General features: G+C 34.9%; 14 protein-coding genes and 1 riboswitch. Of the genes, 13 read left to right on the top strand and 1 reads right to left on the bottom strand.

The features are described from left to right. Positions 1–100 precede the first annotated feature (100 nt). The 12 genes from ACQCPR_RS16025 (at position 101) to ACQCPR_RS15970 (ending at position 14531) form a co-directional block, all read left to right on the top strand. Positions 101–1768, top strand: a complete 1668-nt coding sequence (locus ACQCPR_RS16025) for a glycerol-3-phosphate dehydrogenase/oxidase (RefSeq protein ID WP_427137530.1) — start codon at positions 101–103, stop codon at positions 1766–1768. Positions 1769–2383: 615 nt separating this feature from the next. Beyond that, the gene (locus tag ACQCPR_RS16020) at positions 2384–3346 is read left to right on the top strand and encodes a tRNA dihydrouridine synthase (protein ID WP_427138959.1); all 963 of its coding nucleotides are present in this window, start codon (positions 2384–2386) and stop codon (positions 3344–3346) included. A 369-nt stretch (positions 3347–3715) separates the two neighbouring features. Further along, positions 3716–4405 carry a response regulator transcription factor gene (locus ACQCPR_RS16015; protein WP_427137529.1) on the top strand — a complete coding sequence of 230 codons (690 nt, stop codon included), beginning with the start codon at positions 3716–3718 and terminating at the stop codon, positions 4403–4405. Continuing rightward, positions 4402–5667 carry a HAMP domain-containing sensor histidine kinase gene (locus ACQCPR_RS16010; protein ID WP_090568066.1) on the top strand — a complete coding sequence of 422 codons (1266 nt, stop codon included), beginning with the start codon at positions 4402–4404 and terminating at the stop codon, positions 5665–5667. Before ACQCPR_RS16015 ends, ACQCPR_RS16010 begins: the two co-directional genes overlap by 4 nt. Positions 5668–5807: 140 nt before the next feature. Next, positions 5808–6569, top strand: coding sequence for an ABC transporter ATP-binding protein (locus ACQCPR_RS16005; RefSeq protein WP_427137528.1), 762 nt, complete (start codon positions 5808–5810; stop codon positions 6567–6569). A gap of 1 nt (position 6570) precedes the next feature. Then, positions 6571–8913 carry an ABC transporter permease gene (locus ACQCPR_RS16000; protein ID WP_427137527.1) on the top strand — a complete coding sequence of 781 codons (2343 nt, stop codon included), beginning with the start codon at positions 6571–6573 and terminating at the stop codon, positions 8911–8913. A 272-nt stretch (positions 8914–9185) separates the two neighbouring features. Beyond that, positions 9186–9752 carry a DUF4256 domain-containing protein gene (locus ACQCPR_RS15995; protein ID WP_427137526.1) on the top strand — a complete coding sequence of 189 codons (567 nt, stop codon included), beginning with the start codon at positions 9186–9188 and terminating at the stop codon, positions 9750–9752. 305 nt (positions 9753–10057) lie between these two features. Then, the gene (locus ACQCPR_RS15990) at positions 10058–10711 is read left to right on the top strand and encodes a M48 family metallopeptidase (RefSeq protein ID WP_427137525.1); all 654 of its coding nucleotides are present in this window, start codon (positions 10058–10060) and stop codon (positions 10709–10711) included. 271 nt (positions 10712–10982) lie between these two features. Continuing rightward, positions 10983–11171 (top strand): hypothetical protein, encoded by a 189-nt coding sequence (locus ACQCPR_RS15985; RefSeq protein WP_427137524.1) that lies wholly within the window; start codon positions 10983–10985, stop codon positions 11169–11171. A 315-nt stretch (positions 11172–11486) separates the two neighbouring features. After that, entirely contained in the window at positions 11487–11909 is a 423-nt protein-coding gene (locus tag ACQCPR_RS15980; RefSeq protein ID WP_090568083.1) for an SRPBCC family protein, read from the top strand. A 240-nt stretch (positions 11910–12149) separates the two neighbouring features. Further along, the gene (locus ACQCPR_RS15975) at positions 12150–13847 is read left to right on the top strand and encodes a methyl-accepting chemotaxis protein (protein WP_427137523.1); all 1698 of its coding nucleotides are present in this window, start codon (positions 12150–12152) and stop codon (positions 13845–13847) included. A 168-nt stretch (positions 13848–14015) separates the two neighbouring features. Further along, positions 14016–14531: a DUF1456 family protein gene (locus tag ACQCPR_RS15970; protein WP_427137522.1), complete on the top strand. Its 516-nt coding sequence runs from the start codon at positions 14016–14018 to the stop codon at positions 14529–14531. Between the two features lie 63 nt (positions 14532–14594). On the opposite strand, the gene dapA is transcribed toward ACQCPR_RS15970, so the two are convergent. Further along, positions 14595–15482 (bottom strand): 4-hydroxy-tetrahydrodipicolinate synthase, encoded by an 888-nt coding sequence (dapA, locus tag ACQCPR_RS15965; RefSeq protein ID WP_427137521.1) that lies wholly within the window; start codon positions 15480–15482, stop codon positions 14595–14597. Between the two features lie 226 nt (positions 15483–15708). After that, a riboswitch (Lysine riboswitch) is annotated at positions 15709–15888 on the bottom strand. A 162-nt stretch (positions 15889–16050) separates the two neighbouring features. Between dapA and ACQCPR_RS15960 the strand changes: the two genes are divergently transcribed. Further along, positions 16051–17238 carry a DHH family phosphoesterase gene (locus ACQCPR_RS15960; protein WP_427137520.1) on the top strand — a complete coding sequence of 396 codons (1188 nt, stop codon included), beginning with the start codon at positions 16051–16053 and terminating at the stop codon, positions 17236–17238. The last annotated feature ends 205 nt before the right edge of the window (positions 17239–17443 follow it).

Below are 17443 nucleotides of genomic sequence, written 5' to 3'. Positions count from 1 at the left end.
ACGTCGAGGATATATGAACTATCTGAGTTCTTTTGTAGGGGTTAAGAAACTAAATAGATAAAAACATTTAAATATTTTCATAATGAAGGGAACGATTGGTATGCAATTTACAAACTTATTAAGATCGGAAATTAAGGAGACCATTAACAAGGAATCCTTAGACCTCCTTGTTATAGGTGGGGGTATTACAAGTGCAGGAATTGCTTTAGATGCTATTACAAGGGGACTAAAAGTGGCAGTTGTCGAAATGCAGGATTTTGCTGCTGGTACGTCTAGCAGATCTACAAAGCTTGTACATGGCGGATTACGTTATTTAAAGCAATTTGAAATCGGAGTAGTAGCAGAAGTTGGCAAGGAACGTGCGATAGTGTACGAAAATGGTCCACATGTTACGACCCCAGAGTGGATGATGCTTCCATTCTATAAAGGAGGAACGTTTGGTCCATTCACAACTAATATTGGTCTAAGGGTGTATGACTTACTAGCTGGAGTTAAGAAGAGTGAAAGAAGAAAGATGTTTAAACCTGAAGTGGCGCTTGGGCGTGAGCCTTTATTGAAACAAGAGGGAATAAAGGGTGCGGGATATTATGTAGAATATAAAACAGATGATGCGCGCCTAACCCTTGAAGTCATGAAAAAGGCTGTAGAGGAAGGTGCATACGCTCTAAATTATATGAAAGTTAGTGATTTAGTGTACGAAAACAGCAAGGTGGTTGGAGTGAAAGCCGAAGATTTAGTAGATGGCTCTGTACAAGAAATAAGGGCTAAGAAAATTGTTAATGCTGCTGGTCCCTGGGTAGATACCTTAAGAGAAATTGACAAATCTAAAAAAGGTAAAACATTGAAATTAACAAAAGGGATACACTTAGTTTTTGACGGAAAAAGATTTCCTTTAAAACAGGCAATTTATTTTGATACTCCTGATCGTCGTATGGTATTTGCGATTCCAAGGGAAGGTAAAACTTACGTAGGTACAACCGACACAGTCTACAAAGGGGACATTGCACATCCTAAAATGACTGTCCAGGATCGGGACTATGTCCTAAATGCAATAGACTTTATATTCCCAAAAGTAAAGATTACAGCGGAGGATGTAGAGTCAAGCTGGGCTGGACTTAGACCTTTGATTCATGAAGATGGAAAGTCCCCATCTGAAATTTCTCGTAAGGATGAAATATTTGTCTCAAATTCAGGGCTTATTTCCATTGCTGGTGGTAAATTAACTGGCTATCGAAAAATGGCAGAAAGTATAGTTGATTTAGTAACCAAGCAGCTTCATGAAGAAGATGGAAATAGTTTTCCTAAGAAACAAACAAAGAACTTACCTATCTCCGGTGGTGATGTTGGTGGTTCAGAAGGTTTTAAAACATTCTTGATCAATAAAATGAACACGGGTAAGAAAATAGGCTTATCAGAAGAAGAAGCTAAGAAGCTTATTTATCGCTATGGTTCAAATGTAGATATTGTCTTTAACACTTACAGAGATGATAAAGTAAAGGCTAAAGAGGAAAAGCTTGATCCAGTAGTTTATGCTAGTTTAAGATACGCTATTGATCATGAGCTTGCTTATAAACCAGTAGACTTCTTCATTAGACGTACAGGAGCTATCTTTTTTGATATTGACTGGGTTCGAGAGCATAAAGATTCTGTTACCCAGTTTATGAAAAAAGAATTTAACTGGACCGATGAGCAGGAAGAAGATTATAAACAAGAACTGGAACAGCTTATTTATGAAGCAACTCATCCCGTTGAAAAAGAAGAATTTTAATAAAAGAGCGATTTGCCTTTAATCACAGGCAAATTGCTTTTTTTATAGCGATAGAACTTAAATTTCCGAAGATGTTAAATGTATCAATTAGATAAAAGGATATAGATGTTCAATATAAAACAAGATATATAGGGTTGATGCACAGATTGTATTTAAATTTATATTAGCTAAAAAAGATGGAAAAAATGTTCATAACGTTTGGAGTATTAAACACTTAACAGTGGAATTGGAGATTGGTCGATATTCGGAGATGGAGCATCTAAACTTCCAGGATAAAACAAGGTAATAGTGAAATTTTAAACATTGAACTTTTTAGCAAACATGTTTGGAGATAATTTTAAAAAGCTAGGTTATACTATAATAATGACTTGTAGAAGTCGATTTCATAATTACTTATTTAATTTAAATATACGAGTGTTACATTGGAGGGGAAGGCAGCAACTCCAACGGGACCAACACGAGTGATAGACTACAGGCTCGAGACGCCCATGGAAACCGCCCGCCTAAAGCCGAAATCAATGCTATAGGGATTTCATAAATTAGTATGATTGAATGAAATTAATTTATATATTTACTCGCCGATTACACCATGATGAGAGGAATTGAACTTTGAATATGAAAGAGAATTTTTGGCTTGATTTACCACGACCATTTTTTGTACTTGCACCAATGGAAGATGTGACGGATGTTGTTTTTCGTCATGTCGTAAGTAAAGCAGGTAGACCGGATGTATTTTTTACAGAGTTTACAAATACTGAGAGCTATTGTCATCCGGAAGGACAGAAAAGTGTTCGTGGACGTTTGATATTTACAGAAGATGAACAGCCAATGGTTGCACATATATGGGGAGACAAGCCCGACCATTTCCGTGAAATGAGTATTGGCATGGCAGAACTTGGCTTTAAAGGAATAGATATTAATATGGGTTGTCCTGTACCGAATGTAGCAACGAGAGGGAAAGGAAGCGGCCTAATTTTACGTCCAGATGTTGCAGCTGAAATTATACAAGCAGCAAAAGCGGGAGGATTACCTGTCAGTGTTAAGACGAGGCTTGGTTACTCGGAGTTAGAGGAGTGGCAGGACTGGCTAACACATATTTTGGAACAAGATATTGCTAATCTATCAATTCATCTACGTACAAGAAAAGAATTGAGCCAAGTAGATGCACATTGGGAGCTAATCCCGGAAATTAAAAAATTACGTGATCGTATCGCACCGAATACGCTATTAACGATTAACGGTGATATTCCTGACCGGGAAACTGGGTTGAAGCTCGTCCGCCAATATGGCGTTGACGGGGTTATGATTGGACGTGGTATTTTTAAAAATCCTTTTGCATTTGAAAAGGAACCGAAAGAGCATAGTACTTCAGAATATCTAGATCTTCTAAGATTACAACTAGATCTTCAAGATCAATATTCAGCAGAATTGCCACGTTCCATCACAGCACTACACCGCTTCTTCAAAATATATGTCAAAGGATTCCGTGGAGCTGGCGAACTAAGAAATCAATTGATGAACACAAAATCGACGGATGAAGTGCGTGCATTGCTTGATAACTTTGGAGAAGAGGGTTGATGTAACTCTCAATTCACTATCTTTTGTTTTAAGGATGTATTAAACCACCATCCCCCTTATTCCCACCTACAGTCTGCACACTCCGAAACAGTGTGGGGTTAAAATCATTATAGAAACCCTTGGATGTGTCTGATTTTAGGCATTTCAAGGGTTGTTTTTATGTTAGGAATTTGTATGAGAATTATGGAGATTAAGATAGGGCGAAAGGCAATGCAGTATTCAATGAAGAAGATAATTTTATATATTGCTACTTAATTCCTTCTTTATTAAATAAGTATATCCATAAATTTACACCCTTAAATTCAATTTAATGTATACTATAAATATCCTGTTAAACAAGTAGGAAAGTCTTTTTCTAGGAGATTTACGATGAAATTAGATTGTTTAATTGTAGATGACGAAATTGCATTAGCAGAAACAACTTGTGAATATTTTAATATGTTTGAAGTCAAAACAGCATTTGTGACAAATGCGGAAGAGTGCGAACGTTTTTTGGAAGAACATAAACCATCTTTGATTCTTCTAGACATCAATCTCGGTAATGAATCGGGGTTTGATTTGTGTAAAAAATTGCGTGAAACAACGCAGATTCCTATCTTATTTATAAGTGCTCGTTCTAGTGATGATGATGTTTTAATTGCTCTTAATATAGGTGGCGACGATTATATTCATAAGCCATATACATTAAGTATTTTATTAGCTAAAGTAAAAGCGGTACTCAAAAGATATGGCAATAGTTCTAGCATTCAACAAGATGTATTAGAGTACGGACAGATCCAAATTGATACGAGACTTCATCGTGTACGAGTAGATGGTATTGATATTCAACTAAAAACAATGGAATATAAGCTTTTGTATTATTTAGCGAAAAATAAAAACCGCATCATCACAAAAGATGAACTGTTTCAAAATGTATGGAAAGATACCTTTGTAGGGGATGGGACCCTAAATGTACATATTCGGCATTTACGTGAGAAAATTGAACGTAATCCAAAGGACCCGCAAATTATAAAAACTGTATGGGGAACAGGATATGTATTAGAGGATACTAACAGATGAAAATAAAGCTGCTAATGTGTATGATTTTGGTTGTTTTTGCTATAGGAATTACTTTCTCGATAATTATTATTAACAATAAAGATATTTCAAAAGTGGATCTTGTAGCCATAAATGATGTAGTTAAAACGGTCGAAAAAAATTGGGGACAAGTTAGTGAAGAAACTTTTTATAATAGCGATATAAAACAACCATTTTCTATTATAGATCACTTAGAAAACGTGATTTACCAAACACCAGGAAATCATTTTAACAATATATACGATGCCATAGAAAATAGAGATACATTTATAGATTTGAAGCAAAATAACGAAATTGTAGGGAAGATAATTATCCGTAATAATGAGCAAGAATTAATAGATCAAATGAAAAGGGAACTCGTCATTTCCGTAAGTTTCATTTTCGGTTTATTAGCGATATTTAGTATATTTTATCTTTACTATATTAACAGAACGTTATTGAAACCTTTTCAGCAGCTTCAATATTTCGCAGTGAATGTGGCAAGAGGTAATTTGGAGATGCCTTTAAAAATGGACGCGAACAATTACTTTGGTGCGTTCACGGAAAGCTTTGATTTGTTGCGTGATGAACTCGATGCTTCACGTCAAAGAGAGTATGAATCCAACCGTAGTAAAAAAGAGCTTGTTGCCACATTAAGTCATGATATTAAAACACCGGTTGCTTCAATAAAAGCGGTTAGTGAATTAATGCTTATGCAGGTAAAAGACGATAAGGTGATCAAGCAAGTAAATACTATTTATTCGAAAGCTGATCAAATCGACTTACTTGTTACGGATATGTTTCATGCCACATTAGAAGAGCTGCAACAATTAAAGTTAACGGTATCCGAAGAATCGAGCGAAGTGCTTGTTGATATGATTGAAAATGTCAATTATGATCATCAAATCGTATATGATTCAATTCCACACTGTATTATTTTAACGGATCCACTACGTATGCAGCAGGTATTAGACAATATTATAAGTAATTCATATAAATATGCAGGAACAAAGGTCACTATTAAGTCCGAGATCAAACATGGCTACCTTGAGCTCTACATTATAGACTTTGGATCGGGAATTGAAGAAGAAGAATTACCTCTACTGTTCAATAAATATTATCGTGGGAAAAATGTCGGTGGCAAGAATGGTTCAGGTCTTGGTCTATATATATCGAAGTACTTCATGGAGAATATGTATGGTCAAATTAGCTGTTACAACCGAAAAGATGGTTTTACAGTTGTCCTGAAAATCATGCTAGCATAAGAATTAAGAATTAGTTAAGAATTGCACAAAGATTTAATAAGAATTCATTTTGTATGATAAGACTGTAATCTACATTACGGTCTTTTTTCTTTGAGTTGAAAATACAAACATGAGCTTAATAAAGGGAGAGTGCTAAAAGCATGACAGAGGTAATTATTAAAACGGAGAAGCTATGTAAAACCTTTTCGAACGGTGGAAATCAACAGCATGTATTAAAAAATCTAGATATTAGTCTAATAGAAGGGGATTTTACAATCATAATGGGTAGTTCAGGATCTGGAAAATCCACTCTACTGTATGCAATTAGTGGTATAGATAAACCAACATTAGGTGAAATCGATTTTGGTGGTAAAAATTTAGCTAAATTGAACAACGATCAACTGGCGATATTTCGAAGAAACAATTGCGGCTTTGTCTTTCAGCAGATTTATTTACTAGATAATATGAGTGTCCTCGATAATGTACTGGCTAGTGGTCTTTTAGTAAATAAGAATAAGCGTGAAGTCGTGCAAAAAGCGAAAGAATTATTAATACAAGTAGGGATTAGTGAAAACGCATGGACTAAATTTCCGACACAACTTTCTGGTGGGGAGGCACAGCGAGTTGGAATTGTTCGTGCATTGATTAACAGTCCAAGAATACTTTTTGCTGATGAGCCAACCGGTGCATTAAACTCAGCATCAAGTGAAAGTGTGTTAGATATTTTTACAAAGGCAAATCAAAACGGGCAAAGTATTGTCATGGTCACTCATGATATGAAAACAGCATTACGTGGAAATCGAATTTTATATTTGCGAGACGGTGTTATTTGTGGTGATTTGAAATTGGGTGAATACAGTGAACAAAAAAATCTAGAACGGCATGAAAAGATAAAACATTTTCTAGCAGAAATGGGGTGGTAAGATGAAAATCTTGAACCTTGCAATGGCAAATATTAGGAAAAGTAAGTCTGCTACCGTTTCTTTATGTATATTCATTTTGGTTGCTACGCTACTTCTTAATGTTGGCCTAATGGTTGTTACTCAACTAAATGCATTTTTTGATCAAAAAGCAGAGCTATTAAAAGATCCTCACGTAACGATTGTGATGGATCAAACAAGTTATCATTCAACTCATGAAGATTTTTTAAAGAAATATTCTGGGATAAAAAAGACCGAAACAGAAGAGATTATCCATATGAACCTTGCTAATTATAAATTTGGTAACGGTGAATTAACGAACAGTGCTGTTATTTTTAATGCAGATGCTAATCGAAATATTGGACCGTTAAAGTTAATCGAAAAGGTGAATACTTCAAGTTCCAATGATATATATGTACCTTACACTTTTAAAACGGATGGTGGTTATGAGTTAGGCGATGGCTTTAGAATCACATATCAAGACAAGGACTTTGAATATCGAGTTGCAGGATTTTTTGAAACAACGATAATGGGTACACATAACATCGGTGTTATGAAATTTATGTTACCTAAGACTTCCTATCAAACACTAGCAGAGGAACTTGACTATCAATCAAATGAGTTAATCATATCGGCAGTGATGGAGGATAGAACAAAATCATCACAGTTAAAAAATGATTTTATTCAGAATGTAAAGAAGTCTCAACTAGAGGACACTACTTACATTTTTGGTTTAGATATCGAATTAGTTAAAAATGTAAATTCATTAACTATCAATCTAATAGCCACAATATTAGTAGCTTTTTCTGCGATTATTGTACTGGTCTCACTAATTGTCATTAAGTTCCGTGTTTCTAATAGTATTGAAGATGGAATGGTAAATATAGGAGTACTTAAATCAATTGGCTATACAAGTCGGCAAATTTTAACATCAACTCTTCTTCAATATATCATGATTACTCTTAGTGCGAGCGTGGTAGGAATTGCATTATCATATACTTTAATGCCCTTGTTTGGAGGTATTATTTCGACTATTTCTGGTTTAATATGGATTCAAAGCTTTGATATGGTTGTTAATATGATCAGTATTTTCTTTGTAACCATCTGTGTTGTGATCGTAACTTTGTTATCTACCTTTCGCATAAGAAAAATTCTACCTGTTGCGGCACTTCGTGGAGGAGTTCATACACACAGTTTTAGAAAAAACCACATTCCTTTGGCAAAAGCAAGAGGTGGTCTTCATTTTCTACTTGCTATAAAGTCAATGTTGGTAAATTTAAAACAAAATATAATGATTAGTCTAATTGTTATGGCGTTAACTTTTGCGACAGTTTTTTCAGTTGTGATGTATTACAATATTGCTTCAGACAAATCGGCATTCGTTAACTTATTTGGATCAGAACCTGCAAATGTTTATATAGCTGTTAAGTCAGATGCAGACATAAGAAATCTTATAAGCGACATTGAACAAATCGATCATGTAAGGAAAGTGAATATATTAGACACAATTGAAACAAGTATTGATGGTGAAACAGTTTATACAAACGTTACTGATCAGTATTCCCAGTTAGAGAATAATGTTGTTTATGAAGGGCGTCAGCCAAAGTATGAAAACGAAATAGCTATCTCCTGGGTAGTTTCAAATCAAACCAATAAAGGAATTGGCGATACGGTTGACGTAGAATATGGGGCTGAAACAGTAAGTTATTTAGTAACAGGTCTTAGTCAATCGGTTGGTAATTTAGGACAGATATCTTCATTAACAATGGAAGGTATTCAACAATTACAATCAGATTATAAAGGTACTACTCTCTATGTCTATTTAGACGGAGTATCTAATAAAGACTTTATCAAGAATGTCCAGGAACGGTACGGGAATTTTATAGGTGAAACATTAGATATCGATGAAAATATAGAAAGCCAAACCGGAATGTATACATCTGCAGTGTTTGCAGTTATGCTATTAGTTTTGACAATTACCGTTCTAGTTGTTGTGATGATTCTGTATTTGGTTATAAAAACAATGATTATTAAGCGAAAGAAAGAATTTGGAGTAATGAAAACAATAGGCTATTCAACAATTCAACTGATGAACCAAATATCTATCAGTTTTCTACCCGTGATTTTTACAGGTGTTACAATTGGTGGGGTGCTAGGCTATTTTTTCACTAATCCTATGCTTTCCGTATTACTTTCAAGCGCAGGGGTTAAACGTATGGAGTTTACTATTAATTTACAAATTATTCTAATGCTTTGTGCAAGCATCCTTATACTAGCCTATTGTATTTCAATGTTAGTATCCTTAAAAATAAAGAAAATTTCCGCTTATAGTTTAATTACAGAATAGATCGATTGATTCCATGATTAAAACAAGTGAAAGGAGTTAGAAAATATTTAGATTTGTAAGCTGAATATTTCTAAAAACATTGCTATACTAACTTTTGAGTAACAATATATAAATTTGATAATTCCCCATTTTTGAAAGAATAAAATGGTACTGAATGAGTTAGACAAATTTGGTTGTATAGTCCCGAAATAACCTAAAATATTTATAATAAACCTGTGCCTTCAAGTTGGGTAATATTACGAAACCTAGTAAAAAGATAAGGAGGAATTAATATGACAAAGAGTAATACGGAGTTGACATTAGAACAACGAGAGGGATTACTCACAGTATTAAAAAGCCGTTTTGAGAAAAATATGAACCGTCATGATGAGATTGAATGGATTAGTGTCCAGACAAAACTAGAAACAAATAATGACAAATTGTGGTCGCTTAATGAAATGGAAAAAACAGAAGGGGAACCGGATGTTGTTGGTTATGATAAAGAGAAAGACGAATATATTTTTATAGACTGTTCAGCAGAAAGTCCTAAAGGCCGTAGAAGTGTTTGTTACGACCGTGAAGCGTTGGAGTCAAGAAAAAAACATAAACCAGAAAATAGCGCTATTGATATGGCAAATGAGATGGGCATTGAACTGTTAACGGAAGAACAATATCGAGAGTTGCAAAAACTTGGAAATTTCGATTTGAAAACGTCGAGTTGGGTTCAAACACCTGATGATATAAGAAAACTCGGTGGGGCTCTATTTTGTGATAGTCGCTACGAGACTGTTTTTGTGTACCACAATGGAGCAGACTCGTACTATGCTGCAAGGGGATTCAGAGGCACTCTAAGAGTTTAGATTTATCCCGCATTAACGGGTAGTAATACACCCACTTCAAGGCTTGGTTTAAGCAACAAAGCATAAGTGGGAGACAACTGACCGTAAACGCCCGAATGGTTCAACTAACAATCAGTGGGGGATGATGGAAACCCCCACTGATTTAAGTTTCACTTTATACAAAGCACTATTTGTATTTTAGAGTTAAGGTGTCAGCTCGTCATACAGTTTTGAATTGTATGGGGAGCTGACACCTTTTAATACGTAGATAACATTAATAAAGTCGAAAATAACAGCAAAATGTATTATTAAAAATGAGGGTAGTTATGAAAGTTGAATTTGAAAATAATATAATTGAATATAATGTTCAGTATGGAAATGGGAAGAAGCTGTCTATTCATATAGATTCGTCGGGTTTCATTACTGTTAAAGTTCCAAAAGGTACAAGTAAAGAAATGATTGATAGTGCAATATTAAGCAAAGGGAAATGGATACTAGAAAAAATCCATGAAATTAGAAAAGCTCGAGAATTACCTAAGGCAAGAGAGTATCACGCTAATGGAAAGTTCTTGTACATTGGTAAAGAAAGATTTCTCCACGAATTAATAGATTGTAGTGATTTAAATGAAGAGGTTCTTAAGAAAAATCTCAAGAAGTTCTATAAGGATAGATGCAAGACTATTGTAGAGGAACGTATAAAAATATATCAAAAACTGCTGAAAGTTAAACCTAAAATCATTGAAATAGTTGAGTCTAAAGTCAAGTGGGGTAGCTGTAGTTCGGATAAAAAGATTACCTTTAACTTTCGTCTTGCTATGGCTCCAGTAGAAGTAATCGATTATGTGATAATCCATGAATTATGTCATATAACTCATATGAATCATGATCGATCCTTTTGGAGGCGCGTTGGAAGTATTATGCCAGATTATAAAGACAAGGAAGAGTACTTAGCAAGGCACAGTAATTCGATGTCTCTTTAAGAAACGACCACATTTCCGAAAAATGTGATCGTTTTTTTGCACTTAACAACTTTATCTGGTAGATACATTCGTGTGAATTCAAGCAAACGTGAGTGTTGTGATTTCCATGTTTGTTTCTGACACAGGAGACGTTACAATTTTCATCTTCAATGCATATCTAATTAAATCTTTTAACTGTGCTTATACCCTCCGTGTATCTTAGTTGTTTGCATATTTTATAAAGAGGGGAAAAGTTGTATTGTCCTCTTTGATTAATTTATAGGAGGGAGGAATGGACATGCTATTTTTTGTAAAGGAAATACAGAAAGTAAGTAAAAAAGTGGGGCCGGAGGGACGGAATGCAATGAGATTACAAGATCCTCGCATAAATGGTCAATTGCTGAGGGACCATAAAGCCCGGGAGACAGAAGCTAAGGAATTAGAGAATCGTAGAAATCGCTTATTGAACGGAGATAACTGATATGGATATAAGGCGTTGCTTCACCGAGTAAGGTGTGGCTACGTCTTTTATTTTATCAATATGAATCTATAATATTTGATGATATAAAGTGCAATCTGGAACTATTTAAACTAATTTTAAGAAGTAACAATTTCAACAAAGCAAGTAAAAGTTCTTTATAATGCTCAAGTTGTGTTGAATATTTAGTTATAGATTAAAGTGCCTTCAACTTCCACCAATTTGTTTCTATTCGGTTGATTTCTGAAAAACTTTGCAGGAATGATTGATAGAAAAAGCGAATCTAAAGGAGATAACATAGTAAAAGGAGACGATAAAATGCATACGAATCATTCGATAATAACGATTGAAGCAACTGTACATGCACCGATTGAAAAAGTGTGGGAATATTGGACAGTGCCTGCCCATATAACGAAGTGGAATAATGCTTCTGATGAATGGCATACACCATACGCAGAAAATGATTTAAGAGCCGGTGGGAAATTTGTTTCTAGAATGGAAGCGAAAGATGGAAGCTTTGGTTTTGATTTTGGAGGCATTTATGATGAAGTACGTAACCACGAGTTCATTTCTTATAAATTAGAGGATGGAAGAAAAGTTCAAATCACTTTTATCGCCGAAGAAAACGACACGAAAGTGGTAGAAGTATTTGAAGCTGAAGCAGCTAATCCGATTGAAATGCAGCAAGAAGGATGGCAGGCGATATTAGACAATTTCAAAAGACATGCGGAGCAACAGTAATTTTACATGTATAGAAAAGGTGCTTGGTTCTATTAGTGAACCAAGCAACTTTTCTATACTTTTTTATTGCTGAAAAAAATAGATTTTTGATCACTTCACAGCCTTTAAAATAATCCGATAAACAAGTATAAGGTTATAGAGAGTCAGTTTTCTTATTGTGAGAATGTGTTGATAATCGTAAGTTTATAAAGGGTTTTATAGGAAATAGAGTTTGAGTTGTTAAGAACAGGGGGGGCAAAGTTGAAACTAAAAGGAAAGCTGATTAGTACTTATTTGATAATTACGGTATTCATCTTTGTAGTGGCAGGCGTGTCATTGTTAGCACTTGGTGCTACTAACCAACACTCGAAAGAAATGTATCATAATCGTGTTATACCTTTAACGGTTGTTGTTGAAATGGCAAGCTTAACAGAAAATACGAGGGTACAAATGCTGTCTGCAGTGTTAAATGAAAGTCCTGAAAAGACGCAAACAGCAAAATCGAATATGGAAGAAGTGTCGTTACTCATCGAACAGTACCGGGGGCTAGTACTTGATGAGAATGGAGAAAAAGCCATTACGAAATTTGAAACAGATTGGAATGCATTTACAACTATAGTACAATCGAATATCGGATTAGTTAATGCTGGTAACTATAATGATGCCCTTGTTGGTCTAAGAGCGGGTGAGGAAGCATTTGCGGTTTCTAGAGATAGTTTACTAGTATTAAAAGATAGAAATATCTCCCTTGCGGAGGAACTGAATAATATCAACAAGTCAGCATTTGAAACAAATCGATTCATCGTATTTGTTATTACATTTGTTGCATTGATAGTAGCCATTGTTATTGGTGTTGTTATGGGCAACAAAATTGGAAATCCAACACGTAAAGTAGCAGAAAGACTGGTGGAAATTGCATCTGGTGATTTAACTAAGTCACCATTAATTACGAAGCGAAAAGATGAAATTGGAATATTGGTCAATGCCACAAATGAGATGCAACAAGATTTACAAAATGTTATTTCTGAAATACATTTGGCTTCCAATACATTATCAAGTCAATCTGAGCAATTATCTCAATCAGCAGAACAAGTTAAAGTTGGTAGTGAGCAAATCGCAACCACAATGCATGAGCTTGCAAATGGGGCCGAGACACAGGCGTCCAGTGCATCGGATATTTCTGAAATGATGGATGGTTTTGCACAAGCTATTCAAAGTTCAGACGAGTCGAGCAGAGGTATTGTTGAAGATTCTCACCTTGTGACACTAGGTGCCGAGGATGGACAGAAGTTAATGGAACTATCCGTTAATAAAATGAAAGATATCGATGGAATTGTCAAAGGCTCTGTGGACCGAGTAAAAGGATTAGACGACAAGACGAATGAAATATCAACTCTAGTTGAGGTTATTCAATCTATCGCCGATCAAACAAACTTACTGGCTTTGAATGCAGCAATTGAAGCAGCAAGAGCAGGCGAGCATGGAAAAGGATTTGCAGTTGTAGCGGATGAGGTGAGAAAGCTTGCCGAGCAAGTATCCCATTCAGTTGGAGAAATTACCGATATTGTCGCAACCATACAAAATGAATCTCAATCAGTAGTTACCACTTTAGAAAACGGTTATAAAGAAGTAACAGATGGAACAGAACAGATTCAACGTACTGGTGAAAAATTTAAAGAAATTACAAGTGGTATTCATGCAATGACAGAAAAAGTTGAGCAGATTTCAAAGAATTTAGCACAAGTTAGCGCAAATAGCCAACAGATTAATGCATCTGTTCAAGAAATTGCTTCAGTTTCAGAGGAATCTGCTGCAGGTGTAGAAGAAACAGCTGCGTCTGCTGAGGAATCCGTTGGTTCAATGGAAGAAGTAGTAGCAAGTTCCCAACACTTGGCGACAATTGCTATGAATCTTGCTGATGCAGTTTCTAAATTTAAAACAACTAAAACAGCAGAATAAAAAGTGCCTGGTTCTAATGCAATTCTGAATTGTGTTAAACCAGGCATATTTACTTCTTATGAAAATAATTTAAAAGTTAAATTTGTAAGGCAATAACATAGTGGAATTGAAATCGTGTAAAATGGAGAAGATGTTGGTTATATTGAGAGTTTTATAGGAGGTTAATAAATGGAAAATAATGATATATTAATCAGATTAAGATATGCCCTAGATATTAAAAACAAAGACATGGTAGAGATTTTTAAGCTAGGTGGCATTGAACTTACAAAAGAAGATGTACTTAAAATTCTTACTAAATCAAAAGAAGTTAATGATGATGAAGAAGTAGTGGAAGATGAAAATCATATGAAGTGTAACAACAAGATGTTGGAATCATTTTTGAATGGATTAATCACACATAAAAGAGGTAAACAGGATCCAAAACAAACACAACCTACTAATAATCCAGAGCCTGCAGAGCAGCAGAAGGATCATGTGAATAATATACTCTTGAAGAAACTAAAAGTAGCTTTACAGTTAACAACGGAAGATATGCTGGAAGTATTAGATGATGGTGGGATTATTGTATCTAAAGGTGAACTAGGTGCTATTTTAAGAAAACCAGGGCATCGTAATTATAAGGAATGCGGGGATAATTTTGCGCGCAAATTCCTTAAAGGTTTAGCGGTAAAATATAGAAATTAATAAAGAAGGGCGAATTCATAATTGAGTTCGCTCTTCCTCTTTATCTATAGACAATTGAAAATGCTATAATTTCACGGTTTGTTGCAATGTGGATAATACTTCTTGTAAAGAATTCAGCTCTTCTTTATTCAAAGGAATCATAGGTAAGCGAACACCACCTACAGGAATTCCTTTTAAATTTAATGCCGATTTTACAGGAGTTGGATTTGGTGCTGCAAATAGTGCTTTCATGATAGGTAAAAGACTGCGATGATCCTTAGCAGCTTCTTTTACATTGCCACTATTAAACTTTTCAATCATAGTTTGCATTTCGTTCCCAATAACATGTGATGCTACTGAAATAACTCCTGCTCCACCAATCGATAGTACTGGGATTGTTAACCCGTCATCACCGCTATATAGTGAAAAATCCTCAGGTGTATTTTGAACAATTTCAGTCATTGTATCTAAATTCCCGCCAGCTTCTTTAATAGCTACGATGTTGGGAATATCGGAAAGTCTTACAATGGTTTCTACTGACATATTGACAGCACTCCGACCGGGAATATTATATAACATAATCGGTAAAGATGTAACTGCAGCAATTGCTTGGAAGTGTTGGTACAATCCTTCTTGTGATGGTTTGCTATAATAGGGAACAACAAGCATAATACCATCGACACCTGCATCAGCTGCTTGTCTTGTTAAATCGATGGATGCTTTTGTGTTATAAGAGCCGGTACCAGCAATTACTGGGACTCTACCATTCACAACTTCTACTGTAAATTTAAACAGTTTAACTTTTTCTTCCTCTGTTAATGTCGGAGACTCTCCGGTTGTACCAGATATGACTAAACCATCTGTTCCATTGGCTATTAAATAATTTATTAAGTTCCGTGTAGCTGGAAAATCGATTTCCTCATTATGATCAAAAGGAGTCACCATAGCCGTTAATATTTGTCCAAAATTCATAACTTCTCCACATCCTCTAGTTTTATTATTAAAAATTCAGGGAGAAGGGCGGTATCAATTATGCCTCGACGTAATTACATACAGATATTGAATTACACTAGCGAAATTCAAAATCTATGACATCCGCCGGAGGTATAACTTGACGGTTGTTTAGTCAAGTTATGTAGACGCAAAAAAGCAACAACGAGGGCTCGTTGTTGCAATAGAAATAAAGTAATATTTCCGTGCGTAAGATAGCCCTCCATATAGTCTCCTATATGACAATTCAGTGTTTATTCAACAGCAGAACCAGCTTCAAGAAAAATGAGATTCTTTCAACTTCGGCAAATTCCCCTTTCCACAAATGTCAAAGGATCTCATTATCCTCCAAATGTGTACTGATGGTCTTCGCGCCTCTATCCTTACTTCAAATGTATTTGAAATAAGAGAATATTTAATTATTAAAATAATACATGTTTTTTAATACTAATGCAACAGTTTACCTGTAAAATAAATATAAAGCTATTTAAGGTCAGTATAATTAATAAGTTTCATACGTTAAAACCATACTATTCAAGAGGTGAAAAGGATGTATAAATTATTGTCTCATAATGATTTAGATGGTGTCGGATGTGGCATTTTAGCAAAGCTTGCTTTTGGTGAGCAAGTGAAGGTGCGTTATAATTCGATTTCCTCCCTAAATCGAGAGATTGAATACTTTTTAGAAAATGATGAGCCAGATACATTTTTATTTGTAACTGATTTGACTCCAAATGAAGACAATGAAAAAAGGCTTAATGATTTTTATAATGCAAAAGGAAAGGTCCAACTAATTGATCATCACAAATCTGCCTTACACTTTAATGATTATGAGTGGGGATATATTCTAGTAGAAGATCACGAAGGCAAATTAACTTCAGCTACTTCATTGTTATATGAATATCTTGTAACAAACAAATTGTTGGAACCAACTGCAGCACTCACAGAATTTGTAGAATTAGTTAGACAGTATGATACGTGGGAATGGGAGAAGAATGAGAACCTCCAAGCTCACTCGCTTAACTCACTATTCTATTTAATATCGATGGAAGAATTCGAAGAAAAAATATTAGAGAGACTTCGTACAAGTGATCATTTTGATTTTGATGAATTTGAAAAGAAAATATTGAAAATGGAAGCAGACAAGATTGACCGTTATATTCGTCGAAAGAAAAGAGAGATAGTCCAAGTAACCATAGGGGAACATTTGGCAGGAATTGTGTATGCAGAAACTTACCATTCAGAGCTAGGCAATGAACTAGGAAAAGAATATCCACATCTCGACTATATAGCGATAGTAATTATGGGGGGGAAAAGAATTTCCCTTCGTACTATATATGATCATATTGATGTATCTGAAGTTGCTGGTCAGTTCGGCGGCGGAGGACATCAAAAAGCATCTGGATGTACCTTAACAGAAGAAGCTTATAAGTTATTTGTTTTGGACACATTCCATCTGCTACCGATACTAGAAGATGCAAAAAGAAATCAATATAATTTGAAACAATCATCATTTGGTTCATTTTATATGAATAGAAAAAATGATACGTTCATTTTGTATTCAAAAAATAATCAGGATTGGATACTTGAAAAAAATAAAGCCGAAATAGGACAAACCTTTACTAGTTTTGAAGAAGGAGAGCGATTCCTAAAAAGAAACTATGAGGCAGCTTTGGTAAGGGATGACTTGTTCGTTGATTACTTAATGAGTGAAGTGAAAAAAAGAGACAATTCATGATGACTTTTCAACTCTAAGGATTTTAATCTAATTACTTGCGTTCGTCTGTTAAATACTTGCTTTCAAGAAGTTAGTACTTGCGGAGTGTCCTTACTTACTTGCTTTCAATCTGGATTTACTTGCTCTCGAACTAGCTGTATTCGCGGAGTGGTAATTTAAACCAAAAATAGCTACCTCTAATAAAACCGGAAAATTGAATATAAAT

The organism is Psychrobacillus psychrodurans (assembly GCF_050209195.1).
GTDB classification, from domain to species: domain Bacteria; phylum Bacillota; class Bacilli; order Bacillales_A; family Planococcaceae; genus Psychrobacillus; species Psychrobacillus psychrodurans.
This window is presented reverse-complemented; position numbering and strand designations above follow the sequence as displayed.

Excerpts from the sequence above, each read along its gene's own strand:
- ACQCPR_RS16010 (WP_090568066.1), top strand. The coding sequence starts at position 4,402 with ATGAAAATAAAGCTGCTAATGTGTATGATTTTGGTTGTTTTTGCTATA.
- ACQCPR_RS15985 (WP_427137524.1), top strand. The coding sequence starts at position 10,983 with ATGGACATGCTATTTTTTGTAAAGGAAATACAGAAAGTAAGTAAAAAA.
- ACQCPR_RS16020 (WP_427138959.1), top strand. The coding sequence starts at position 2,384 with ATGAAAGAGAATTTTTGGCTTGATTTACCACGACCATTTTTTGTACTT.
- ACQCPR_RS15990 (WP_427137525.1), top strand. The coding sequence starts at position 10,058 with ATGAAAGTTGAATTTGAAAATAATATAATTGAATATAATGTTCAGTAT.
- ACQCPR_RS15995 (WP_427137526.1), top strand. The coding sequence starts at position 9,186 with ATGACAAAGAGTAATACGGAGTTGACATTAGAACAACGAGAGGGATTA.
- ACQCPR_RS15970 (WP_427137522.1), top strand. The coding sequence starts at position 14,016 with ATGGAAAATAATGATATATTAATCAGATTAAGATATGCCCTAGATATT.
- ACQCPR_RS15960 (WP_427137520.1), top strand. The coding sequence starts at position 16,051 with ATGTATAAATTATTGTCTCATAATGATTTAGATGGTGTCGGATGTGGC.
- ACQCPR_RS16025 (WP_427137530.1), top strand. The coding sequence starts at position 101 with ATGCAATTTACAAACTTATTAAGATCGGAAATTAAGGAGACCATTAAC.
- ACQCPR_RS15980 (WP_090568083.1), top strand. The coding sequence starts at position 11,487 with ATGCATACGAATCATTCGATAATAACGATTGAAGCAACTGTACATGCA.
- dapA (WP_427137521.1), bottom strand. The coding sequence starts at position 15,482 with ATGAATTTTGGACAAATATTAACGGCTATGGTGACTCCTTTTGATCAT.
- ACQCPR_RS16000 (WP_427137527.1), top strand. The coding sequence starts at position 6,571 with ATGAAAATCTTGAACCTTGCAATGGCAAATATTAGGAAAAGTAAGTCT.
- ACQCPR_RS16015 (WP_427137529.1), top strand. The coding sequence starts at position 3,716 with ATGAAATTAGATTGTTTAATTGTAGATGACGAAATTGCATTAGCAGAA.
- ACQCPR_RS16005 (WP_427137528.1), top strand. The coding sequence starts at position 5,808 with ATGACAGAGGTAATTATTAAAACGGAGAAGCTATGTAAAACCTTTTCG.